A 24348-nucleotide genomic window follows, 5' to 3' on the forward strand; every position below is an offset into this window, starting at 1 on the left:
TAAACGCTCAATCGCGACGTAACAGATTTGGACTTACACTCGTAGCCCATCCACACTTACTCGTGGCAGATCAATTACTGTCTTAATGCTTGTTTCGATGCAGTCAATGATGGACTCACGAGGCCCGCAGCGCCAGTCTGCACTCGCGTAGAAAGAATTAAGCACCGTATTCATATTTTCAATACTTTCAAAGGCTCGAATGAGATAGTAGCAATCAAGATCGTGCAGAGAGTGACCAAACGACACCACATCGATGCCGTGGCGTTGATGTAGGGGAACGCTAATTTCTGCCATGACGTTATGAAAAAATGCTCCGGTGCCTTTGTGTAAATTGTATTGCAGTATCTCGACTGTTTTCATCATCACTGCTCCAGACGTTGGTGTATCGCACTAAGTCGATTGTCCAATGTTATTGTGTTACACAAAGGAAAATTATCAGCTAAAGTCCGCGCCAGTACATTCGATATGAGGGCTTCAACGAAATTTATTCATTTGTAAGCCACATATCAGACTCTTCAAACATATCCTCCAGCATGCGGTTCAACTTTTCACGATCGCTTTTGCTGGCATCGCTATTGAGTCCGTTAGCCTGCATAGGCTTAACCTTCACTTCAGCATCAGGGAAGATGTTATGCACTCGCTTCGTAAGCTCGGCCAATATAATTTCTCTGGCTCCATCCAGGCCCTGAACATTTCGCTTATCGTAAACCAATTCAACAAACATAAAACCTCCGTAATAACTTCAAGTGGGGGGAGGTATTTTTACTGTAAAAATATACAGCGTCAAGCGTGGCGGAGTGTTTTAAGGGGGGGTGTTGACCGTTGGTGCTGAAACTACAGGTAATGATTCCCATCAGAAATTAAGCAATAAAAAAACCAGCCATAGCTGGCTGGTTTTAAAGAGTATTTTTGGTCGGCACGAGAGGATTTGAACCTCCGACCCCCGACACCCCATGACGGTGCGCTACCAGGCTGCGCTACGTGCCGACGCATAAAAAGAATACTACTCGATTCCGTTTTGAATGCAAGGGAATCTGTTGCTAACTGGTTTATAATTAATCAGTTAGCGATAAAGCGCTTCTCATCCGTCAGAACCTGCAGCAGCAGGCTCAGCTGCGGTTTTTGGTCTTTCAACCGCTCACCCTGCAGATTATACGTCTGATACTTCCCATTGTTGTTCAGCACCAGCGTCAGCGCTGGCGTAGTCACCACCAGCGTGCTCTCTCCGGCAGCCGTCACCCAGTTATGGCGGCGGGTGGCACTGAAGAGATCCTGCCCCTGTGAATATTCGTTTGCTGGCGTGCTGACGTGCAGCAGACGTTGCATCAGGGTCGTCATCACATCTTTATGTTCAGTCAGCATATTAATGCGCTGCGCCGGCGTTCCCGGCCAGTGGATCACCAGCGGAACATGCAGATTTGGACGCGACCACTCCATGCTCTTCGTCTCGTCACCCAACGGGATACCATGACCGGCCGTGACGATCACGACGGTGTTATCCAGCTTGCCAGACTCGCGCAACGCGTCGAGCACGCGGCCGATTTGTGCATCCACATCACCGGCAGCGCGGCTATAGCGGCGCGCAAAGCTTTTCTGATTCGTGTCCTCAAGGTTGGTGCCGTTTAAGGCAACCCACGAGAACCAGCGGTTATCTTCCTGGGCGTAGCGTTGCAGCCAGCTTATCCACTGACTGGCGGTCTGTTCATCTGTCTGGCTCTGTGCCGCCGGCAGTGAGAAGTCTGACAGCAGCGCCTGGCGATAGAGCGCGCTGTTAAAGCCATCCGATGAGAATAGCCCTAACTGATAACCCTGCTGATTAAGCCCGGTGATCAGTGCCGCAGGAATACGGGCGGACAGCACGCCATCCATGTATCCGGCTGAAATGCCGTAGAACAGACCAAAGATACCCGCGTCGGTCGAGTTACCGGAACTCATATGCTGTGTAAACGTCACGTTCTTACTGGCGAAATCAGCCAGAGCAGGCATCTGCTTCTCGTAACGTGAATAATTCAGGCCATCGACGGTGATTAACAGGACGTTTTGCCCGCGGCCCATATCGCGATAGCGTAGTTCGCTCAGCGGATACTGAACGCTGACCGCTTCCGGATTACCCTGTTCGACCAGACGGCGCTGATACTCCTGCGCATCCAGCAGGCCGTGTTTTTCGAGGAAACGGCGGGCCGTCATCGGATAAGAGAGCGGCAGGTTAGCGCGCTGCATGGTAATAGGGCGATAGAAGTTCGCATCCGCCCAGATATACATGATGTGCGAGCTAATAAAGGAGACGAAAAAGAGCGTCGCAACGGGCTTCGCGTAATGGCGGCGCCGGGTCAGGCTGCGCAGTTTTTGCCAGCTCCAGGTGGCAAACAGCATCTCAATAAGCAGGATCACCGGAACGCTGATAAACATCAGCTGCCAGTCACGGGCCGTTTCGTTTTGATCCGGGTTGATCACCAGTTCCCAGACGATGGGGTTGAGATGCAGGTGAAAACGGGTAAAGACTTCGCTGTCGATAAGCAGCAGCGTTATCCCCGCCGTCGCGAGGATAGCGGACAAGAAACGCATGAGCCGCTGCGACATGACGATAAACGTCAGGGGGAACAGGATCAGCAGATAGGTGGCGAAAACCAAAAAGCTAAAGTGACCCACAACGCTCATCCAGGAGTAAATACGCCCGGTTAGCGTTGTCGGCCAGTCTGCGACAAACAGATAACGACAGCCAATGACCGTCGCTAACAGAATGTTGAACAGGGCAAACCAGTGTCCCCAACTGACCATCTGGGAGACTTTTTCACGGTAGCGCTGACGATTCGTCACCATAAACTGTTGTTCGTTTCCCTTAATGGGCCTGGTCGTCGCTGACGGAGGACTGTAACGCCTGGGCGAAAGATTTGGCGATCGCCTGACGCTGAGCCGGAGCAACGCTGGTATTGATAAGGTTGGTGACCATATTTCCCAAAACCATCAGGGAGAGATCGGTCGGCGTTTTATGTTTTTCCAGTACGTTGACCAGCTCACTGAGCAGTTGTTCAACGTGTTCATCACTGTAGCGGGAATGTTGTGGCATAAATCAAAATCAGTTTGTTGATGAAAGGGCAACATATTACCGTAGCGACAGCTTTTTTTCCCCTTTTTTATCTGTTGTTGCACACATGACCTGGTGGTGGTTGAATACCGCCCGGTCTAAAAGGAGAGTTTATCATGAGTCTGGAAATCAACCAGATTGCCTTGCACCAGCTTATCAAGCGTGATGAGCAAACCCTTGAAGTGGTGCTTCGCGATTCGTTACTGGAACCCACGGCGACCGTTGTGGAAATGATGGCGGAGTTGCACCGCGTCTACAGTGCTAAAAATAAAGCCTATGGTCTGTTCAGCGAAGAGAGCGAACTGGCTGATAGTCTTCGTCTGCAGCGTCAGGGCGAAGAGGATTTCCTGGCGTTTAGCCGCGCCGCCACCGGACGTCTGCGTGACGAACTGGCAAAATACCCGTTCGCAGACGGCGGTATCGTCCTGTTCTGTCACTATCGTTACCTGGCAGTAGAGTATCTGCTGGTCACCGTGCTGAACAATTTAAGCAGCATGCGCGTGAATGAGCAGCTGGATATCAGCTCTACCCATTATCTTGATATCAACCATGCGGATATCGTGGCGCGTATCGATTTAACCGAGTGGGAAACGAACCCGGAATCGACCCGCTACCTGACCTTCCTGAAAGGCCGCGTCGGCCGTAAAGTGGCTGATTTCTTTATGGACTTCCTCGGCGCCAGCGAAGGTCTTAACGCCAAAGCGCAGAACAAAGGGCTGCTGCAGGCGGTTGACGACTTTACCGCCGAAGCGCAGCTCGATAAATCTGAGCGTCAGACCGTGCGCCAGCAGGTGTACAGTTACTGCAACGAACAGCTGCAGGCGGGAGAAGAGATTGAGCTGGAGTCGCTGTCAAAAGAGCTGGCGGGCGTCAGTGAAGTCAGCTTCCAGGAATTTACTGCTGATAAAGGCTATGAGCTCGAAGAGAGCTTCCCGGCGGATCGCAGTACGCTGCGACAGCTCACTAAATTTGCCGGTAGCGGCGGTGGGTTGACCATCAACTTTGATGCCATGCTGTTGGGTGAACGCATCTTCTGGGATCCGGCCACCGATACGCTGACCATTAAAGGCACGCCGCCGAACCTGCGCGATCAGCTTCAGCGCCGCACCTCTGGCGGGAAATAACAGGCATAAAAAAAGCCCCGCAGAAGCGGGGCTTTTTTTCGACGTGTTTGCGATTACGCGCGAACGAAGTCGATGTGAGTGACTTTTGGCTTGAACGCGTGACGCTGAACAGCCTGAACTTTCACTTTTTCTTCTTTACCGCCAACAACGATGGTCAGAACTTCGCTGTAGAATTCAGGTTTGTTCTGCAGGTTCCACACTTTGTCGTGATCCAGTTCGATTGCAACTGGAGCAGCTTCGCCACCGTAAACGATAGCCGGGAACTTGTTAGCGTTACGCAGGCGGCGGCTCGCACCCTTACCCTGCACGTTACGTACTTCTGCTTCGATAGTAAACATTGATTTCTCTCTGTATTTTAAACCCTACTACAGGCGACCCAGCAGCAGGTGAGTGTTCTGCTTCACGGATATGAAGCGGGCGGCATTTTATACTCAAATGCCCATCACATCAATGAAAAGTCCCCTTAACCGCGCAATTCGTTGGCGCGACGAAAACGGCCTTCGTAATCAAACACCTTTTCCCGAACCTGCCAGAACTGTCCTTTCATACGAGCCACAACAAAATCCGGGTGGCGCAGTAACACCTGCTGGCGCACGATATCGGCCACGGTAATCCAGCGCAGCGGTACACCGGGCGTACGGGTGTGTGGGCGAATAAAGAGTTGTTCGAAGGCCATACGCTGGGCAGGCGTATGTACCCTGAAGCGCTCGCTGACGTCTGCGCCGTCTTCATCGTAATAGGTGATTTTCAGCCACTCGCCTTTGTCATCCGCGCCGGGTTGCAGTGCCATACCGGAACAGCGTAGCACCAGCGCATCTTTTAACTTCAGCGCTGCTTTTAGCATGTCATCAGGATCGACCAGAACCGTATCGCATTCGCGACAGCGACGGGCGGCAATATCGTTTTCCGCATTGCACTGCGGGCAGTTTTTAAAGCGGAAACGGAAATCGCACTGTTCGCGATGTCCTTCGTCATCTTCAAACCAGCCCTGACAGCGGCGGCCAAAATGTTCAATCAGCGTGCCGTCTGCGGTGGTTTTACCCCAGAAGGTGTTGGCAAAACCACAGGCAGGGCAAAAGACCTGAACGGGGACGTTGTCGCTTTTGCCTTTTGGCGTGCCGACTTCCGGAGAGTAGAGATCGTGCGGGTTTCCGGCGTAATCCAGAATAAGACAGTCGGTTTTCCCGGGCGCCAGGCGCAGGCCGCGCCCCACAATCTGCTGATAAAGACTGACCGATTCGGTCGGACGTAAAATGGCAATCAGATCGACATGCGGGGCATCAAACCCGGTGGTTAACACCGACACGTTCACCAGATAGCGGAATTGTTGCGCTTTGAAGGCGTCGATCAGGCGGTCGCGCTCCGGCCCGGGCGTCTCGCCGGTGATTAAGGCCGCGTCCTCGGCGGGCAACAGCCCGGTAATTTCTCGCGCATGCTCCACGGTGGCGGCAAAGATCATGACCCCTTTGCGCGTCGCGGCGAACTCTTCTATCTGGCTAATGATATGCGGGGTAATGCGCTTTTGCTTTTTCAGCTCCTGGTTCAGCTCCGCTTCGCTGAATAACCCGTTGCTCTGCGCCTGTAACCGGCTGAAATCGTACTGCACCACCGGCATGTCCAGCCGCTCGGGCGGCGTCAGGTAGCCATGCTTGATCATGTAGCGCAAAGGAAGTTCATAGATACAGTCGCTGAACAGCGCTTTCTCATCGCCGCGCACCATGCCGTGATAATGGTAGCGATAGATCCAGCCTTTACCCAGGCGAAACGGGGTCGCCGTCAGGCCAAGCAGGCGAAGGTGCGGGTTCACCTCTTTCAGGTGAGTGAGGATTTGCTGATACTGGCTGTCGTCGTCATCGCTGATGCGGTGACACTCGTCGACAATCAGCAGCGAAAATTCACTGCGAAACAGATCAAGGTTGCGGGCCACCGACTGTACGCTGCCAAAGACCACTTTGCCGTGGCTCTCTTTGCGCTTTAGCCCGGCAGCGAAAATGTCAGCTTCCAGCCCGAGCGCGCAATACTTGGCATGGTTCTGCGCCACCAGCTCTTTGACGTGGGCCAGCACCAGCACGCGTCCGCGTGCCAGACGCGCCAGTTCGGCGATCACCAGGCTTTTGCCAGCACCGGTCGGAAGCACAATGGCCGCCGGTGCCTGGTGTTTACGAAACCAGGCGAGAGTGGCGTCAACGGCTTCCTGCTGATAAGGACGAAGTGTAAAAGTCATGGGGTCTCGGTTTAGTTATTTCGCATATAGTATGCCACGAAACTTTTTCCCTTGAGTGGCGCAACCAGACCATTATACTGAGCCATTCCAGACTGCTTCTTTTTCGGACCTGTTGTCCGACTTCCAGCACCATTAAGGCTAAAAAGATTTCATGCGACTTGATAAGTTTATCGCTCAGCAACTCGGCGTAAGCCGCGCTATTGCCGGGCGTGAAATTCGCGCCAGCCGCGTTACCGTGGATGGCGACATTGTGAAAGACACTGCATTCAAACTCCAGCCTGACCATCAGGTTGAATATGACGGCAACCCGCTGACCCAACAGCACGGGCCGCGCTATTTCATGCTCAATAAGCCGGAAGGCTATGTCTGTTCTACGGACGATCCGGATCATCCAACGGTGCTTTATTTCCTCGACGAACCGGTCGCGCACAAGCTGCATGCCGCTGGCCGTCTCGATATCGACACCACCGGGCTGGTGCTGATGACCGACGACGGGCAGTGGTCGCACCGTATCACGTCTCCCCGTCATCACTGCGAGAAGACGTATCGGGTGACGCTGGAGTCTCCGGTCGCGGATGACACGGCAGAACAATTTGCCAACGGCGTTCAGTTGCATAATGAAAAAGATCTGACCCGGCCTGCCGTGCTTGAAGTGATCGCGCCTACCGAGGTTCGTCTGACCATCAGTGAAGGGCGCTACCATCAGGTGAAGCGTATGTTTGCCGCGGTGGGTAACCACGTTGTCGGTCTGCATCGTGAACGTATTGGCGCAATTGAACTCGATCCTGAGCTGGCGCCCGGCGAATATCGCCCGTTGACGGAAGAAGAGATCGCCAGCGTTGGTCTGCCTTCGCATTAATTTCAGGAGAACTCTGTGACCACCAGGCCACACTCGTCGTTCAAAATCGTCTTCATTCTTGGCCTGCTGGCCATGCTGATGCCGCTGTCTATTGATATGTATCTGCCTGCGCTGCCGGTTATTTCCGCGCAGTTTGGCGTACCGGCAGGCAGCGCGCAGATGACGCTCAGCACCTATATTCTCGGTTTTGCCCTCGGTCAGCTGTTTTATGGCCCGATGGCGGACAGCTTTGGCCGCAAGCCCGTTATTCTTGGCGGGACCCTGATTTTTGCAGGGGCAGCGGTGGCCTGTGCGCAGGCGCAAACCATCGATCAACTGATTGTCATGCGCTTTTTCCACGGTCTGGCGGCGGCAGCGGCAAGCGTGGTGATCAATGCCCTGATGCGCGATATCTACCCGAAAGAAGAGTTCTCCCGGATGATGTCGTTTGTGATGCTGGTGACGACGATTGCACCGCTGGTGGCCCCTATGGCCGGTGGTGCGGTACTGGTATGGTTCAGCTGGCATGTGATTTTCTGGATCCTGGCGCTTGCCGCGCTACTGGCCTCGGCAATGATCTTCTTCTTTATTGATGAAACGCTACCCGCGGAGCGCCGACAGAAGTTCCACATCCGAACCACAATGGGGAATTTCGCCTCACTGTTTCGCCATAAGCGCGTGCTGAGCTATATGCTGGCGAGCGGTTTCAGCTTCGCCGGGATGTTCTCATTCCTGAGTGCCGGGCCGTTTGTCTATATCGAACTGAACCATGTTTCTCCGCAGCACTTCGGTTATTACTTTGCGCTCAACATCGTCTTCCTGTTCATTATGACCATCATTAACAGCCGCTTTGTCCGCCGAGTCGGGGCGTTGAACATGTTCCGCGCCGGGCTTTGGATCCAGTTTGTGATGGCTATCTGGCTGGTACTGAGTGCTTTTACAGGCGTGGGCTTCTGGGCGCTGGTGGTGGGGGTTGCGGCCTTCGTCGGCTGCGTGTCGATGGTTTCCTCCAATGCGATGGCGGTGATCCTCGACGAATTCCCGCATATGGCAGGCACCGCCTCGTCGCTGGCCGGAACATTCCGCTTTGGCATCGGCGCCATCGTCGGGGCGTTACTGTCGATGGCCACGTTTAATACGGCCTGGCCGATGCTGTGGGCGATGGCGTTTTGTGCAACCAGCTCCATTCTTTTCTATCTCTACGCCAGTCGGCCGCGAAAGGTGGCCAGCTAACGCGCAAATAAGGCCCAGTCAGGGCCTTTTTTGTTGACACACATCAACCAAAGCTGCGTTCGTTTACCCTGTGTTTGTTTCTTTTATGTAAAATCTATTTGTGTAAAAAGTCACATCATTGTATTTAAAAAGGTTGAGTTAGATCGCAGAAACGGGTACATATAGCGCCGACGCGAGCCTGAACACCTATAAAAAAGCGCCGAATAGTGCAGGCTGGCGATGATGTGTTACTATAAATGTAAATAAATTGTGAAGTAAATTTTGCTTCCGGGGAACGAACGTGAATACATTACAACTCTCCATAGTCCATCGCTTGCCCCAGAGCTATCGCTGGTCGGCGGGTTTTGCAGGTTCGAAAGTTGAACCGATTCCGCAAAGCGTCGCGGGTTGCGAGAATTGTCTGGTTGCACTTAAGCTGCTGAGCCCGAGCGACGAAAATGCATGGCGAGTCATGGAGCGTCTCAGCGAGGCCCTGACGGATATTGAAGTGGACAGCTCCGTACTGGAGTGTGAAGGTGAACCCTGCCTGTTCGTGAAAAGCCAGGATGAATTTGCCGCGACCTGCCGTCTGAAAAACTTTGGTGTGGCTATCGCTGAGCCTTTCTCGGGCCAGTATCCTTTCTGAGCGCTAGTCTGCGGACAACAGCTGGCGCGTGTAGCTCTGCGTTGGCGCAGCAAATACGCGCTGGCACTCTCCCTGCTCGACCACTTCTCCCTGTCGCAACACAATCACCTGATGGCATAACGCCCGCACAACCTGTAAATCATGGCTGATAAAGATATAGGCCAGCCTGTGCTTTTCCTGCAATCCTTTCAGTAATGCCAGGATCTGAGCCTGAACGGTTCTGTCCAGCGACGACGTCGGTTCATCCAGAATGATCAGCTCCGGTTTGAGGATCAGCGCGCGGGCAATGGCGATACGCTGGCGCTGACCGCCGCCGGAAAATTCAGCCGGGTAGCGGTGCCGGGTATCCGGATCTAAGCCAACTTCTGCCATAACGCGTATCACTTCTTCTTCCCGCTGCCGGACGGTCAATGCCGGCTGATGAACGCGCAGACCCTCTTCGACAATCTGTAATACGTTCAGCCGTGGATTAAGCGAGGAGTTTGGATCCTGAAACACAACCTGCATGCGGGGACGAACGGGCAGCATCTGGCGACGGTTCCAGTTGTGCAGCGGCATACCGTCAAAGAGGATCTCACCCTGCGAGGCGATTAAGCGCAGCAGTGCCAGGCCGGTGGTGCTTTTTCCCGAACCGGACTCGCCCACCAGCCCCAGCGATTCGCCCGGACGCAGGGAAAAATGGATATTTTTCAATACCGGATGCTGGTCGACGATGCGCCGCAGAATCCCTTTGCGAACAGGAAACGACACGCCCAGCCCCTCAACGCGCAGCAACGGCGCGCTGTCGGCCGGCAGGGGAACCGGGTCACCCGTGGGCTCGCTATCAAGCAGACGCTGCGTATAGGGGTGCTGAGGCGCTTTCAGCAGGATGGCTGCGGTGTTCTGCTCGACGCAGCGTCCGTTTTGCATCACGGCGACGCTGTCGGCGAGCTTTCTCACAATGCTGAGGTTATGGGTGATAAACAGCAGGCTCATGTTCAGTTCGTCACGCAGCTCCCGCAGCAGCCGCAGAATTTGCGCCTGCACCGTCACGTCCAGCGCGGTGGTGGGCTCATCGGCAATCAACAGTTCGGGTCGCGTGAGCAGGGCCATCGCAATCATCACCCGCTGACGTTCGCCGCCGGAAAGCTGATGGGGAAAATCGTTCAGCCGTTTTGCAGCATTGCGAATGCCGGTTCGTTCAAGACAATCCAGAATCTCCCCCCGCGCCGCCTCTTTGCGCATGCCCCGGTGCAGGGACAGCACTTCATAGAGCTGTTTTTCCAGCGTGTGCAGCGGGTTAAGAGAGACCATCGGCTCCTGGAAAATCATGGCAATGTTATTGCCGCGAATCCCGCGCAGGGTTTTTTCATCAGCATGCAGCAGCGAGTGACCGTGAAACAGAATGTCGCCTTGCGGATAGCTGACGGGCGGAGACGGAAGCAGGCGCAGGATCGACAGTGCCGATACGCTCTTGCCAGAGCCTGACTCGCCTACCAGCGCCAGCGTTTCGCCGCGCTGGATCTGCAGCGACAACTCCGTGACCACGGTACGCGCCTCACCCTGTTTCGAAAAGGCAATCGACAGGTTATCAATACTGAGAAGGGGCTGCGTCATCTTATACCGCCTTGTTGGGATCAAAAGCATCGCGCACGGCTTCGCCAATAAAAATCAGCAGTGAAAGCAGCACGGCCACGGCAAGAAAGGCGGTGATGCCTAACCACGGTGCCTGCAGGTTGTTCTTGCCCTGCAGCAGTAGCTCGCCGAGCGACGGGGAACCGAGAGGGAGCCCGAAGCCAAGGAAATCAAGCGAGGTGAGGGTAGTGATGGAACTGCACAGAATAAACGGCAGGAAAGTGAGGGTCGCTACCACGGCGTTAGGAAGCATATGGCGGAAAATGATCCCGCGGTCGCTCACCCCCAGCACCTGGGCAGCGCGAATGTAATCGTAATTACGGGTGCGCAGGAATTCCGCCCGCACCATGCCTACCAGCGCCATCCAGCCGAAGATGACGGTAATGCCTAACAGCCACCAGAAGTTTGGCTGTACCACGCTTGAAAGCAGAATGATCAGAAACAGCGTCGGCATGCCTGACCAGACTTCAATAAAACGTTGACCCCACAGGTCGATCTTCCCGCCGTAGTAGCCCTGAACGGCACCTGCTACCACACCCATCACGCTGGAAAAGACGGTCAGCATCAGCCCAAAGAGGATCGAGATCCGCGTGCCGTAGAGGATGCGTGCCAGCACATCGCCACCGTTGGCATCCGTTCCCAGCCAGTTTTGCGCGGAAGGCGGGGAAGGGAAGGGGGTGGTGGTCGCAAAGTTAATGCTGTTTGCGCCAAAACGCACCGGCGCCCAGAGTGCCCAGCCGTGCTGTTCAATTTGCTGGCGAAGCCACGGATCCTGATATTCAGCGGGCGTCGCAAACGGGCCACCAAAATCGCTTTCGCTGTATTGGGTGAGAACGGGCACATACCAGCGGTCGTTAAAGTGCACCAGCAGCGGTTTATCGTTGGCAATCAATTCCGAACACATGCTTAAGACAAACAGGACGGCAAAGATCCACAGCGACCAGTAGCCGCGGCGGTTGTGGCGAAAACGGGCCCATCGGGCCTGGTTGACGGGGCTTAAACGCGGCATCAGCGGCCCTCAAAATCAATTCGGGGATCAACCAGCGTATAGCTGATATCGCTGATGATATTCAGCAGCAGGCCAATCAGGGTGAAGATATAAAGCGTGCCAAACATGACCGGATAATCGCGCGACACGGTGGCTTCATATCCCAGCAAGCCCAGTCCGTTGAGAGAGAACATCACCTCTATCAGCAGCGAGCCGGTAAAAAACATACTGATGAACGTGGCAGGAAATCCGGCAATCACCAGCAGCATGGCGTTGCGAAAGACATGTTTCCACATGATCTGTTTTTCGCCGACGCCCTTCGCACGGGCAGTCACAACGTACTGTTTACGGATTTCATCGAGAAAGGCGTTTTTGGTCAACATGGTCAGGGCCGCAAAGCCGCCAATAACGGTCGCAAGCACCGGCAGCGTGATGTGCCAGAAATAATCGGTGATCTTCTTGTACCAGGGCAGGGTGCTGAAATCCGCTGACACCAGCCCCCGCAGCGGAAAGATATCGAAATAGCTGCCACCGGCAAAAAAGACAATCAACAGAACGGCAAACAGAAACGCCGGAATGGCATAGCCGATGATGATAAACGTGCTGCTCCAGACATCGAAGCGGCTGCCGTTGTGAACCGCTTTACGGATCCCCAGGGGGATAGAGACGAGATAAATAATCAACGTTCCCCACAGCCCCAGGGTAATCGACACCGGCAGACTTTGCTTAATCAATGTTAAAACCGACGCGCTGCGAAACAGGCTGTCGCCAAAATCAAAGCGGAGGTAGTCCCAGAGCATGTTGAAATACCGCTCGTGAAGCGGTTTGTCGAAGCCATAACGATGGGTGATCTCGGCGATGACTTCCGGATCCAGGCCACGTCCGCCGCGATAATGGCTTTCACTGATATTTCCCAGGCCGGTGCGGGCATGGCTCGCGCCCATTCCTTCGCCACCGCCGCTAGGCATGCCGCCGCTGTTGCCAAATTCAATGGCTGCAATAGCCTGGTCGACCGGGCCGCCGGGCGCGATTTGCACAATAAAAAAGTTAATCGTGATGATTGCCCAGAGGGTCGGGATAATCAGCAGGAGACGGCGGATCAGATACGCACCCATGATGATTCCTTATCGCCGCTCAGCGGGAAGTCTGGCGGCTTTGTTAACGTCATACCACCAGGTGTCGAAGCCCAGTGAATAGACAGGGCGTACGGCAGGCTCGGAGAACTTGTCCCAGCGCGCAAGCCGGTCTTCGCCCATATACCACATTGGCAGCATGTAGTAATTCCAGGTTAAGACCCTGTCGAGGGCGCGTCCCAGCGGCAGGAGTTTTTCTTTATCACCCTGCGCCGCCACAATTTTCGCAATCAAGGCATCAATCGCCGGGCTTTTCACCCCCGGCGCATTGTAGGAGGAGTCGATATAGCTGGATGCCCAGGAGATTTGCAGATCCGAACTGGGCCACGGCTGCGCGGGCCACAGGGTTTGCATCATGTCGTAATCACGGCTGCGTTTGCGGTTGGTGAGCTGCGCGTTGTCGACCTGGCGAATGTTCATGGTAATCCCCAGCCGTTCAAGATTGTGCTTAAACGGCAGCACCCACTGATCGTTGCTTCCGGACGCAAGCAGCAGCTCAAAGCTTAACGGTTTGCCCGTTCTGGAATCGACGCGTTTTTGATTCTTCAGTGGCCAGCCTGCGTCATCCAGCAGTTTACTGGCTTTAAGCAGGTTGTCGCGATCGTAGCCGTCGCCCTTTGACGCCGGAGGCTGAAATACCGTCGTGAACACCTCCGGTGGCAGTTCTGCTTTCAGCGGTGCCAGCAGGACAAGTTCGTCCGCTTTTGGGTAATCGCGAGCGGCATATTCAGTGTTCTGGAAATAGCTATTTGCCCGGCTGTAAGCGCCGTAAAATAGCGCTTTGTTCATCCATTCAAAATCAAAGGCCAGGGTAATGGCTTCCCGCACCCGGCGGTCAGTAAATACCGGACGCTGAATATTAAACGCCAGCCAGCGCGTATCCTGAGCGGACGCGTTTTTATGCTCGTCTTTAACGATATACCCGTTAGCGAAGTTTTTGCCGATATACCGTGTCGCCCAGTTTTTAGCGCTGCTCTCCACGCGCATATCGAACGCACCGGCTTTGAAGGCTTCAAATGCCACGTTATCGTCAAGGTAATAATCGTAGCGAAGGGTATCAAAATTCCAGCGGCCCCGGTTTACCGGCAGGTTTGCCGCCCAGTAGTCTTTGACCCGGGAATAGACAACATACTGCCCCATGCGCCAGTCGGTGATGCGGTATGGGCCACCCGCCAGCGGGGGCGTGGAGAGCGGGTCGCTAAGTTTGTGATCTTTCCAGAACGATTCAGGCATCACGGGCAGGGAGAACAGGCTGAGCATGTTCTCTTTATTCGGCTCACTCAGCTCAATACGCACCGTGAGCGGGGCAATGGCTTTGACCGTAACGCCTTTGTAGACAATGCGGAACTGGGGAACGCCCTCAGTCATAAATTTGTGAAATGTGAAGGCAATGTCGCTGGCTTTGACCGGCGTCCCATCGTGAAAACGCGCCCGTGGGTTAATCGAAATTTCCGCCCACGCGAAGTTATCCGCGTAACGCACGTTGTCCGCAATCAGCGGGTAGTAACTGCCGGGTTCATCATCAGACGTAACAAACAGCGTATCGTAGAGCGATTCTGTTCGCGCTGCCGCCACGCCGCGCAGGGCGAAGCGGTTGAAGTTGTCGAACGTCCCCGTGGCGGAGAGGGTCACGTTCCCGCCTTTTGGCGCGCCAGGGTTGACGTAATCAAAGTGCGTAAAATTGACCGCGTACTTTGGCTCACCAATCACGGAGAACGCGATGTTCTCTTTGATGGTTTGCGCCTGGCTGGACAGGCTCGTTAATGCCAACAGCAGCAACATAAAGCGCATAAGCATCTCGCGGCGGCTCCCTTTCGACTGACCGGCTCAGTTAAGCTGAATAATAAGTGACGTCACGGGCAATGTGAAATCATTCAACGTTCAGGCTGCCATTGGCGGAACTGCTCCAGCGGCATCGGGCGGCTAATCCAGTAACCCTGAAGGAAAACAACGCCATGTTCGCGCAGCCAGGCTGCCTGCTCCGGCGTCTCCACCCCTTCGGCAACGGTCGACATATTCAGTCGTCTTGCCAGGGTGAGTACGGCATCAAGCACCGGGGAGGTCACGGTTTCCGTCCCGATCGCATTGACAAAACCCCGGTCAATTTTGATGTAATCCATGGTGAAACGCTCAAGGTAAATCAGCGCACTGTGGCCGGTACCAAAATCATCAATCGCAATTTCAAAGCCTTCATTGTGCAGCCATTCGAAGAGATTGTTGGCTTCCCGATGGTTAACCATGTCGCGCTCGGTGATTTCCAGCACGATCTGGAAATGATCCGGCGGCATTAAGTCCAGGAATGTGCGCATATCCTCTTTGAAGCTTTCCGCATGAAGATGCCCCGGCGCAATATTGATGCCCAGTTTTGCGCCCGGTGGCAGAAGGGTCTGTAATACCGGCGCGTCGCGGATGATGAGGTCAAAGAGATGCAGCGTCAGCGGCACAATCAGCTTCTGCGCTTCGGCGAAGTTGATAAAGGCATCAGGCGGAATTTCCCCCATCGTCGGGTGTTTCCAGCGCATCAGGACTTCGACACCACGCATTTGCAGCGTCTCGGCATCCACAACAGGCTGATACACCACATAAAACTGGCCGCGTTTAATGGCGCTCAGGATCTCTTTGCCCGGGTTAAGACGCGTGGTGAGGATATAGAAATTAAGCGAGCCGGCCGCGATCCCGCAGACCAGTCCAAAGAACACCGCGAACAGGATTTCATCGCTCGTCCACTCTTCGGCGTACAGTTTGATCGTCAGCGGAACCTCTTTTAGGGTCGCGGTACGCGCCGGCGTTTCATGTAAATCCTGTGCCTTCACCAGTGTGGCGGACCTGGTCGACAACGCATTGTCGCCAATGATGATGGCAATGCCCGCGAACTCGTTCTGGCGTGCGGTGTAAAGCATGTACGGAGTCAGGTTGATGTTTACCGAAGTAAACACGCCGCCGTCCTTAACCAGCGGATTTCGATACCAGATGGCAATCGCGGGTCTGTGCGGCATCATTGGTGTACCCGGCAGTAACGCCATATCAATCTGTTTATCGATGTGCAGCTCGGGTATCAGTTCTTCCATCGGGACGTTCATCGGACCGGTGGCTGAAGAGCAGTACGCCAGTTTATCCCTGACCAGCAAAAAGGCGCGCACGTTAAGGCTAAACGCCGCGCGAGAGGTCAGCTCCGCGTTGACGTCGTGGCAGCTGTTCAGCGTGAGCGGCTGAAGGAGATCGATAGAGCTTTTCAACTCATCGAAGTAGCTTTCCATGTAGATGCTCACGTCGTCAATCAGGGTGTCGAATCTGACTTCCCGCTTGTGGTAGCTCCAGAAAAATTGCAATGAACCCAGGAGCAGGGCTGTGATCAGGCCGGTGATAAGGCTGAGGAAAAGTATCTTGCGATTACTGGAGAAGTAGCGGGTGAACATAGACGTCGTGGTTCCTGGATTGCCGCTGAATGTATTCAGTGTAACGGGCAAAAAAAAACACCGCCGAAGCAGTGCTTTTTTTTATCATATCGTCGGCCAAGGGATAACCAACGATACAATGATTATTTTAACTGCGGGTCAGTACGCGTCGCGCTTCGTTATAGCGCTTCTTCCAGTAAGGTTCGTTCATGCTGGAAATGGTTACACCGCTGCTGGTGGAGGCATGTACAAACTGGTCATTGCCAATGTAGATGCCAACATGTCGACCTGTCGAACCCGCACGGAACAGGACTAAATCCCCGGTGCGCAGTTTAGTGCGTGAAATCGACTTGCCCATCTCCTGCTGTTCGTAAGTTGAACGCGGAAGATCTAACCCAAACTGCTCACGGAAAGTACGCTGTACGAAACCGGAACAATCAATGCCTTTTTTGGTGCTGCCGCCAAGACGATAACGCACGCCTTTCCAGTCAGCATACTGGTCCATAATACGGGACTTCACGTCCAGATTACGTACCATATTTTCAAATTCATCCTGAGAGGCTTGCAGTGACGAGGAATCTTCCATTCCCACAACACGCGTCTCAGGATGCATATTCTTTGCGGTGTTCGATGTACTACATGCAGATAACAGTACCGCCACTGCTATCGCCGGGATCCCCCGTAAGATATATCTCAAAATCGGTTGAGATTTGACCATTTTGTTTATTATCCCTTGAAGTCCTTAACGACAAATATCGTTATAAAAAATGCCAAACGTGACGAGACTAATTATCTGTTCACAATGAGACAATTCTTTCTGATCACATTTGTGGCGTAGCGCACAAATTTATTCACCAGCGAAATAATTATCTCTATGGGGCAAAACGAGTTCGAGATTAACCGATTGCCTGGGGTATTGCGAGCAAAAAAAGCCTTTTTTTTATAAGAAATTGTGATACAGAAAGTAAAAATTGATAATTGTTCAAAAAGCGCACGATCAAGGTTAAAAACCGTGCAACACATTCATTTTTATCACGAATATTGTGACGAAATGATGACGGGAGGGGGTGAAAGGGGAGAAAAGCGCATCAAGGATCAAAACGATCCCTGATGCATAGTGTTAATTAAGGTTAATTATTGGTTTCTGATTTGTTGCGTTTTGCCGGGGAGGTAGCGATCGAACACGGCTATTATCTTGTCGCTCAGCGGTGTCATCAGACACCACGGCAGCGCAACCAGCACAGAAGAGAGCGAACCGACTGCAATATCAGTGAACCAGTGAGCGCCAATCATTACCCGTGGGAAGGCAAAAACCACAAAAATAATCAGGGCTATCGCAAAGGCTTTTCGGCCGAAATAGCGGAGCATCACGCCGGAAAAAATAAGCAGCATCATTCCGTGATCGCCCGGGAAACTGGCCTTCGACGCATCTTTCGTTGGAATATGCAGCAGCTCGCTGACGCGATAAATATCGGGGAAGAAGAGCGTTGGGCTGGAACGCTTAACCGGAATAATGGCCGTTGCCAGCTGGTTAATTACCACCGCAAGCAGCAACATCATCAAACCAATAATCAGAATACGGCGGCGTCCTGTTTTGTCCTCTTTCAGCCAGAAAGAGAGCATCAGGCCGCCCATCGCCAGCAGCGAGCAGCCGTCAAAGGCGCGGTTATTCGTGATAGCAACCAGCCACAGGAAGGCTTCACTCTTCACCAGTTCCTGGTTGAAGAAGTGAAAAATGGCAGAATCCAGCGGAAACCAGACACCATGATTCGCCGGGATATACCAGGAGAAAAAGAGCGCCAGACCGGCGACATTAAGCAGTAATATCAGGGGAAGTCGAGTCGTCATAACATTCAGCATAGAGTGAAATCTGGGGCAACGTTAGCCGCCCAAACTTAAACGAAGCTTCAACAGGCTGGACTGCAGGGCATTCCAGTCGGCGTTAACCGCACTAATTAACTCTATTCGGCTATCAGGTGGCGCCACATTTTGCGTTTCGATAAAGAAATCTTCGCCCTGACGGTTGATCCGCACCAGCCCGTCCGGGGTGCGCATGATCCCTTTAACACGATCGACCGGAGCCAGTCTGGCCCATTCGAGTATGCCGATGGTGTCGAATACGGTATCCGCATCGAAAATCCATCCGCAGGCCTGATAGCCCTGGCCGCTGTTAAGGTTACGACGCCAGCGCTGGTGTTCCGGCAGACTCAGGGCAGCCAGACCCTGTTTTTGCGGATGGCTGTGGGCATGTTCCGCGCTTGCCGGGAGCGCCGCCAGGTTCAGGCGAGGCAGGTCAAGCAGGGCGTTATCAATTTTCCCCTGGGTGGTCAGCACCCGCTGACGGTTGCCACCGAAGTGCTGCCACCATGTCTCCAGCGCGGACTGGCTTTCCGCCGTTGCGCGATCCTCTTTATTGGCGACGATAATATCTGCCGAGGCGAGCTGGTCGCGGAAGTTCTCGTTGGTCACGGCTTTTTCGTCCAGCAACTGACGGGGGTCCAGCAGGCACAGCGTGGCACGCAGATCGATCCACGGCTCGTAGACCGGCGCGGTCAGTAAATCGAGAATTTGCTTCGGATGACCCAGCCCGGTCGGTTCAATCAGCAGACGGTCTGGTTTGCCCTGACGCAGCAGCGTATTCAGCCCGACCTGCATCGGCAGACCATTTACGCAGCACATGCAGCCACCGGGGATCTCTTTGATCATCGCGCCGCTGTCTGCCAGTAATGCGCCATCAATACCCACTTCGCCAAATTCATTGACCAGTACGGCCCATTTTTCTGCCGGATCCTTATTGGCTAGCAGGTGGAGAATTGAGGTGGTTTTACCGCTGCCGAGAAAACCGGTAATGAGGTTGGTTTTGGTCACGTGCGCTCCAGTCGATAATTGTGATGCTATAACAATTATCCATCATCCTGGCGAAAAACGGGCGCAATGAGAAGGGGGAGGGCGAACGGAGGCAATCGCCGTTCGCCTTAAGCGCAATAATCGCTAAATATTTAACGTTTCGATAACAGCCTGACGCGCGCCATGGCGGGCGATGCGCTGATAGGCCTGGCTGATGGCCTCCACGAATAGGCTATTTTGTGCGAGATCGTGACCAAAGATTTCACTCAGCCCCAGCAGGGCGTTGACGCGCTCAGCGTCGCTGCTGGCTGCAACAAGGGTGCGGATTTTATCACTCAGCGGATCGCGCACATCAATCGCGTCGCCACGCTCGTCGGTACCGCTGACGTAGCGGATCCAGCCTGCAACGCCCAGGGCCAGCAGCGGCCACGCGGTTTTACGTTCAAGATGGATGCGGATCCCATCCAGCATGCGTTGCGGCAATTTCTGGCTTCCGTCCATCGCAATTTGCCAGGTCCGGTGCTGCAGTGCCGGATTGGCAAAGCGTTCAAGCAGGCTATCGGCATAAGCCGTGAGGTCGACATCCTTAATACGCAGCGTAGGAGCCTGCTCATTCAGCATTAACCGACGTGCGGCTTCGCGAAAAGCGGTGTCTTCCATACATTCGTTAATGTGCGCATACCCGGCGAGGTAGCCCAGATACGCGAGGAAAGAGTGGCTGCCGTTGAGCATGCGCAATTTCATCTGTTCCCACGGCAGCACGTCCTGCACCATTTGTACGCCAGCCACTTCCCATGCCGGGCGTCCGGCAACAAAATTGTCTTCCACTACCCACTGAATAAACGGTTCGCAGCTGATGGCACAAGGATCTTCTACTCCAAGCTCCTGCGTGATTTCTGCCAGCGACGCCTCGGTCGCGGCGGGAACAATTCGGTCGACCATGGTCCCCGGAAAGCTCACATGTGAATCAATCCACTCTGCCAGCGCCGGGTCGCGTTTCTGGGCCATCCCCAGTACCGCGTTTTTCACCACATGGCCGTTATCAGGGATGTTGTCGCAGGAGAGGACGGTAAAAGCGGACAAACCGCGTTCACGGCGGCGGTGGAGCGCCTCGACCAGGATCCCGGGCGCGGAGTGCGGTTCAGACGGGTTCTCCAGATCGTGAACGATCCGGGAGTTGTGCAAATCCAGATTACCGGTGGCGGGATCGATGCAATAACCTTTCTCTGTGATGGTGAGCGACACAATGGCGACCTGAGGTTCACAAAATTTCTCAATGATGGCAGGCAGAGAATCCAGTTTTGCGTTCAGACATTCATGGACGGCACCGACGATAATTGGCTGGTTTCCCTCCGCCCCTTTTTCCAGCACGGTGAAGAGATGATCCTGTGCGCGCAACTGGCTCATCAGCACGTCGCCGCTGAAGAGGCTAATCTCACAAATACCCCAGTCGCCGCCTTTCTCATTCAGCACCCGGTTTGTTAACAAGGCCTGATGCGCGCGGTGAAATGCGCCGAAGCCAAAATGGACGATGCGAGAGCGTAACTGCTTACGATCGTAGCGAGGGAGCTGGACATGGGCAGGAAGCGAGGTGGAGGCAATTGTCTTCATGAAATACACACCTGATTAACCATTAATTAACAACGCCAGTGTAAAGTTATATGACAGCAAATAAAATTGGTGAGCCGTAAATATCCCCGAAGTGTGAGTTTGATCAATCAATGTGTGGCGGTGTGTTGACCCTTTACGGCAAACATGTATGGTAGTCGTCATCGTAGTCATCCATATTGGTATAACAACTTTAGAGGTGAGGCAATGGAACAGACCTGGCGTTGGTACGGGCCGAACGATCCGGTTTCTCTTGATGATGTGCGTCAGGCTGGCGCAACGGGTGTCGTGACGGCGCTGCATCACATTCCTAATGGTCAGGTATGGCCGATTGAAGAAATCAAAAAGCGTCAGGCGCTGCTGGCGGAAAAAGGCCTGACCTGGTCTGTGGTGGAAAGCATCCCGGTTCACGAAGATATCAAAACCCATTCAGGTGATTATCAGACCTGGATTGCCAACTACCAGCAGAGCATTCGTCACCTGGCGGCCTGCGGTATTGATACTGTTTGCTATAACTTCATGCCCATTCTTGACTGGACGCGAACCGATCTTGAGTACACGTTGCCGGACGGCTCAAAAGCGCTGCGTTTCGATCAGATTGCCTTTGCCGCATTTGAGCTGCACATCCTGAAACGTCCTGGTGCAGAAGCCGATTACACGGCTGAAGAGCAGCAGCAGGCGCTCGCGTGGTTTAACGCAGCCAGTGACGCCGAGATTGAAAAGCTGACCCGCAATATTATTGCTGGCCTGCCGGGCGCTGAAGAGGGCTATACGCTGGATCAGTTCCGCGCGCGACTGGCGGAATACGGGAATATTGATAAAAACCAGCTGCGTGAAAACATGGCGTTTTTCCTGCGCGCTATCGTACCGGTAGCGGAAGAAGCGGGCGTACGTCTGGCTGTGCACCCGGACGATCCACCGCGTCCTATTCTCGGTTTACCGCGCATCGTGTCCACGATTGAAGATATGCAGTGGCTGAAAGAGACCGTGGACAGTATCTATAACGGATTCACCATGTGTACCGGCTCTTACGGCGTGCGTGCGGATAACGATCTGGTGCAGATGATTAAAACCTTCGGCGATCGTATTCACTTCACGCATCTGCGTGCGACCTGTCGTGAGGATAATCCAAAAACCTTCCATGAAGCAGCGCACCTGGGCGGCGATGTGAATATGGTCGCGGTAGTGGATGCGATTCTGGCGGAAGAGGTACGTCGTAAGCACGCGGGTGACGTTCGTCCTATCCCGTTCCGTCCCGATCATGGTCACCAGATGCTGGACGATCTGCGTAAGAAAACGAACCCAGGTTATTCGGCGATTGGTCGTCTGAAAGGCATGGCGGAAGTGCGGGGCGTTGAGCTGGCGCTGAAGATGACGAAATACCCGGAACTGCTCTAACGTCTGTTGCCCGGTGGCGTTGTGCCACCGGGCGAATATCGCATTAGTCTGCGCGACCCATATAGCGTTTTTCTTCGATATGGATGCGGATTTTCTCGCCCGCGGAGAGGTATTCTGGCACCTGCACCACCAGACCGGTCGTCAGGGTTGCTGGTTTGTTGCGGGCACTTGCGGATGCACCTTTGATGCCCGGAGCCGTTTCCACGATTTCCAGATCCACGGTCTGCGGCAGTTCCAGCGCCAGCAGCACGCCATCCCAGGTCAGAACCTGCATGTCAGGCATCCCGCCTTCAGGAATAAAGAGGAGTTCTTCTTCAATCTGATCTTTGGTGAAGATATACGGGGTGTAATCTTCTTTATCCATGAACACGTATTCGTTGCCATCAATGTAGGAAAAATCAACATAGCGGCGGGTCAGGGTCACGGTATCAACGATATCGTCACCTTTAAAACGTTCTTCCACTTTCAGACCGGTACGCACATCGGCGAAACGCATTTTGTACAGCGTTGCTGCACCACGGGCGCTCGGGGCCTGAATATCGATATCTTTCACAATCAGCAGCTTGCCGTTGTAATTCAGTACCATACCTTTCTTAATTTCGTTCGCTCTTGGCATTGCAGTAATCCTGTTTACGGGTGGTAAAAAATATCGCGCCAAATTACTCGTGCTCGGCCTTTCAGGCAAGCGGAATTCGTGGCTTTTGCTATCTATACACAAAAGGTGTTACTGTGCGCGCAATGCCCGACTGCGCGGGCGTTCTTCAGCGAAAGAGAGCCTGTATGGATTGTCGTCCCGATTGTGGCGCGTGTTGTACCGCACCGTCCATTTCAAGCCCCATTCCTGGCATGCCGGACGGCAAACCTGCCAATACCCGCTGTGTGCAGCTTGCTGAAAATAACCTGTGCATGATCTTTGGTTCCCCGCTGCGCCCGAAAGTCTGTTCCGGCCTTCAGCCGTCCGCGGAGATGTGCGGCAGCACGCGCACGCAGGCGATCACCTACCTTCTTGAGCTGGAAGCGCTCACCGCCCCTTAAACGTCCTTAATTCGCACCAGACACGCTATCGTCAGCGTACACATCACCAGCGCAATCCAGAATACCGTGTGATAGCTCCAGATCTCGGCCACGATGCCGGCCATTGAACCTGCAATAATCCAGCCCACGCGAGTGGTATTGGTATAAAGGGTGGTGGCGGAGCCTGCCTGGCCTGGCATCAGGTCCTGGAAGTAGAGCATGCCAATCCCGGCGAGTATGCCGATATAAATGGCGTTGAGAAGCTGCAATGCCAGCAAGAGTCCCGGCGTGTGCACCGTCAGCATACCGATATAGAACAGCAGTCCTGCGACAGCCGCGATGCGCATTAAAAAACGCTTTCCGAAACGCTTCGCGTAATAGCCCGCGATCAGCATGGTCGGGATCTCAAGCCCGGCCGCGGTTCCCATCATAATGCCCGCCAGCTTCTCTGGCAGATGCAGCTCATCAATAATAAACAGCGGCATGTTGATAATATAAAGGCTGTTTGTTCCCCACATCAACGTACAGATAACAAACAGGAGCAGCGCATCACGACGGTTACGGCGCGGGGCTTCCAGTACGCCTGAAGCCACTTTGGGCTCTTTGCGCATCGACGGCAGGAAGAACCACACCATGGTGCCGCACACCACAAACGCGACAGCCGCACTCAGGTACATCACCGTAAAGCCAAACCCCATCGCCAGGGCATACGCCAGCGGCGGGCCAATGACCCATGCCAGCGACACCTGGGCACGCAGAATAGAGCTGAACATCACCGCTTCACGACCGGTATGGTCGGCGTGCTCGCGGGCGAGGGCGAACATCTGCGGGTTCGCCGTGGAACCGAAGCTGCTCAGGAACACCCCCACGAACAGCAGGATGAAATAGTTGCGGTTAAAAGCAAACAACACGCAGGCAAACACCCCGAGAAGGCAGCAAAAGACGATCAGACTTTTACGATCGCCTTTTCTGTCGGAACGCCCCGCCAGAAACTGACTCACCAGAATGCCGATGATGGCACTGCCGGTAAAAAAGAAGCCAACCATTGCCGGACGGGCGTGGACTTCATTGGTCAGAAACAGGCTCAGCGTGGGCGTCTGTAACGCCCCGGCAATGCCGGTAAGGAAGGCAACAATCAAAAACGCCGTGGACGTCAAATCAAAGGGTTTTGGCGAGGCGGCGGCAGGGGTGTTATGCATACTTTCAGTATCAGCAAGTCATA

At 54.1% G+C, this 24348-nt stretch carries 23 protein-coding genes and 1 tRNA gene; 6 read left to right on the forward strand and 18 right to left on the reverse strand.

Annotated elements, in window-relative coordinates:
• Positions 1-33 precede the first annotated feature (33 nt).
• The 5 genes from QE396_RS01495 to QE396_RS01515 all read right to left on the reverse strand — a co-directional run bounded on the left by QE396_RS01495 (position 34) and on the right by QE396_RS01515 (position 3067).
• A complete protein-coding gene (locus QE396_RS01495) occupies positions 34-360 on the reverse strand; it encodes an NIPSNAP family protein (protein WP_025203613.1) in 327 nt (108 codons plus the stop codon).
• Between the two features lie 124 nt (positions 361-484).
• A complete protein-coding gene (locus QE396_RS01500) occupies positions 485-724 on the reverse strand; it encodes a DinI family protein (protein WP_014170944.1) in 240 nt (79 codons plus the stop codon).
• A 186-nt stretch (positions 725-910) separates the two neighbouring features.
• A tRNA-Pro gene (locus QE396_RS01505) sits at positions 911-987 on the reverse strand.
• A gap of 72 nt (positions 988-1059) precedes the next feature.
• On the reverse strand, positions 1060-2820 hold the full coding sequence (yejM, locus tag QE396_RS01510; RefSeq protein ID WP_020883177.1) for an LPS biosynthesis-modulating metalloenzyme YejM: 1761 nt from the start codon (positions 2818-2820) through the stop codon (positions 1060-1062).
• Positions 2821-2839: 19 nt separating this feature from the next.
• Complete coding sequence (locus QE396_RS01515) at positions 2840-3067, reverse strand: YejL family protein (RefSeq protein ID WP_001135586.1); 228 nt, start codon at positions 3065-3067, stop codon at positions 2840-2842.
• 134 nt (positions 3068-3201) lie between these two features.
• On the opposite strand from QE396_RS01515, the gene yejK reads away from it, so the two are divergent.
• On the forward strand, positions 3202-4209 hold the full coding sequence (gene yejK, locus QE396_RS01520; RefSeq protein WP_014170942.1) for a nucleoid-associated protein YejK: 1008 nt from the start codon (positions 3202-3204) through the stop codon (positions 4207-4209).
• 53 nt (positions 4210-4262) lie between these two features.
• Here yejK and rplY read toward each other — a convergent pair whose 3' ends face one another.
• Positions 4263-4547: a 50S ribosomal protein L25 gene (gene rplY, locus QE396_RS01525; protein ID WP_014170941.1), complete on the reverse strand. Its 285-nt coding sequence runs from the start codon at positions 4545-4547 to the stop codon at positions 4263-4265.
• A gap of 125 nt (positions 4548-4672) precedes the next feature.
• The gene (locus QE396_RS01530) at positions 4673-6433 is read right to left on the reverse strand and encodes a DEAD/DEAH box helicase (protein WP_020883178.1); all 1761 of its coding nucleotides are present in this window, start codon (positions 6431-6433) and stop codon (positions 4673-4675) included.
• A gap of 151 nt (positions 6434-6584) precedes the next feature.
• Between QE396_RS01530 and rsuA the strand changes: the two genes are divergently transcribed.
• From rsuA to QE396_RS01545, 3 genes are all read left to right on the forward strand, one after another.
• Complete coding sequence (gene rsuA, locus QE396_RS01535; RefSeq protein WP_014170938.1) at positions 6585-7292, forward strand: 16S rRNA pseudouridine(516) synthase RsuA; 708 nt, start codon at positions 6585-6587, stop codon at positions 7290-7292.
• 15 nt (positions 7293-7307) lie between these two features.
• On the forward strand, positions 7308-8504 hold the full coding sequence (locus tag QE396_RS01540; RefSeq protein WP_014170937.1) for a Bcr/CflA family multidrug efflux MFS transporter: 1197 nt from the start codon (positions 7308-7310) through the stop codon (positions 8502-8504).
• A 280-nt stretch (positions 8505-8784) separates the two neighbouring features.
• The gene (locus tag QE396_RS01545) at positions 8785-9129 is read left to right on the forward strand and encodes a YejG family protein (RefSeq protein WP_014170936.1); all 345 of its coding nucleotides are present in this window, start codon (positions 8785-8787) and stop codon (positions 9127-9129) included.
• Positions 9130-9132: 3 nt separating this feature from the next.
• On the opposite strand, the gene yejF is transcribed toward QE396_RS01545, so the two are convergent.
• The 9 genes from yejF to QE396_RS01590 all read right to left on the reverse strand — a co-directional run bounded on the left by yejF (position 9133) and on the right by QE396_RS01590 (position 20717).
• Complete coding sequence (gene yejF, locus QE396_RS01550) at positions 9133-10725, reverse strand: microcin C ABC transporter ATP-binding protein YejF (RefSeq protein ID WP_309949714.1); 1593 nt, start codon at positions 10723-10725, stop codon at positions 9133-9135.
• Position 10726: 1 nt separating this feature from the next.
• On the reverse strand, positions 10727-11752 hold the full coding sequence (locus QE396_RS01555; protein WP_309949717.1) for an ABC transporter permease: 1026 nt from the start codon (positions 11750-11752) through the stop codon (positions 10727-10729).
• Positions 11752-12846, reverse strand: coding sequence for a microcin C ABC transporter permease YejB (locus QE396_RS01560; RefSeq protein ID WP_020883180.1), 1095 nt, complete (start codon positions 12844-12846; stop codon positions 11752-11754). Before QE396_RS01560 ends, QE396_RS01555 begins: the two co-directional genes overlap by 1 nt.
• Before the next feature lie 9 nt (positions 12847-12855).
• Positions 12856-14661: an extracellular solute-binding protein gene (locus QE396_RS01565; protein ID WP_020883181.1), complete on the reverse strand. Its 1806-nt coding sequence runs from the start codon at positions 14659-14661 to the stop codon at positions 12856-12858.
• Between the two features lie 77 nt (positions 14662-14738).
• A complete protein-coding gene (locus QE396_RS01570) occupies positions 14739-16280 on the reverse strand; it encodes a cyclic di-GMP phosphodiesterase (RefSeq protein WP_020883182.1) in 1542 nt (513 codons plus the stop codon).
• A gap of 127 nt (positions 16281-16407) precedes the next feature.
• Entirely contained in the window at positions 16408-16977 is a 570-nt protein-coding gene (mepS, locus tag QE396_RS01575) for a bifunctional murein DD-endopeptidase/murein LD-carboxypeptidase (RefSeq protein WP_014170930.1), read from the reverse strand.
• A gap of 416 nt (positions 16978-17393) precedes the next feature.
• On the reverse strand, positions 17394-18107 hold the full coding sequence (locus QE396_RS01580) for a phosphatase PAP2 family protein (RefSeq protein ID WP_025203633.1): 714 nt from the start codon (positions 18105-18107) through the stop codon (positions 17394-17396).
• A 33-nt stretch (positions 18108-18140) separates the two neighbouring features.
• On the reverse strand, positions 18141-19127 hold the full coding sequence (locus QE396_RS01585; protein ID WP_020883183.1) for a GTP-binding protein: 987 nt from the start codon (positions 19125-19127) through the stop codon (positions 18141-18143).
• A 123-nt stretch (positions 19128-19250) separates the two neighbouring features.
• Positions 19251-20717: a mannitol dehydrogenase family protein gene (locus QE396_RS01590; protein ID WP_020883184.1), complete on the reverse strand. Its 1467-nt coding sequence runs from the start codon at positions 20715-20717 to the stop codon at positions 19251-19253.
• A 204-nt stretch (positions 20718-20921) separates the two neighbouring features.
• On the opposite strand from QE396_RS01590, the gene uxuA reads away from it, so the two are divergent.
• On the forward strand, positions 20922-22112 hold the full coding sequence (uxuA, locus tag QE396_RS01595; protein ID WP_020883185.1) for a mannonate dehydratase: 1191 nt from the start codon (positions 20922-20924) through the stop codon (positions 22110-22112).
• Between the two features lie 43 nt (positions 22113-22155).
• Here uxuA and yeiP read toward each other — a convergent pair whose 3' ends face one another.
• Positions 22156-22728, reverse strand: a complete 573-nt coding sequence (yeiP, locus tag QE396_RS01600) for an elongation factor P-like protein YeiP (protein ID WP_008500940.1) — start codon at positions 22726-22728, stop codon at positions 22156-22158.
• Between the two features lie 164 nt (positions 22729-22892).
• On the opposite strand from yeiP, the gene QE396_RS01605 reads away from it, so the two are divergent.
• On the forward strand, positions 22893-23147 hold the full coding sequence (locus QE396_RS01605) for a zinc/iron-chelating domain-containing protein (protein WP_020883186.1): 255 nt from the start codon (positions 22893-22895) through the stop codon (positions 23145-23147).
• Here the strand turns inward: QE396_RS01605 and setB are convergent.
• The gene (setB, locus tag QE396_RS01610; protein ID WP_020883187.1) at positions 23144-24325 is read right to left on the reverse strand and encodes a sugar efflux transporter SetB; all 1182 of its coding nucleotides are present in this window, start codon (positions 24323-24325) and stop codon (positions 23144-23146) included. The genes QE396_RS01605 and setB overlap by 4 nt on opposite strands.
• Between the last annotated feature and the right edge of the window lie 23 nt (positions 24326-24348).

This window comes from Enterobacter sp. SORGH_AS_0287 (assembly GCF_031453695.1).
In the GTDB taxonomy this organism is placed as follows: Bacteria; Pseudomonadota; Gammaproteobacteria; order Enterobacterales; family Enterobacteriaceae; genus Enterobacter; species Enterobacter ludwigii.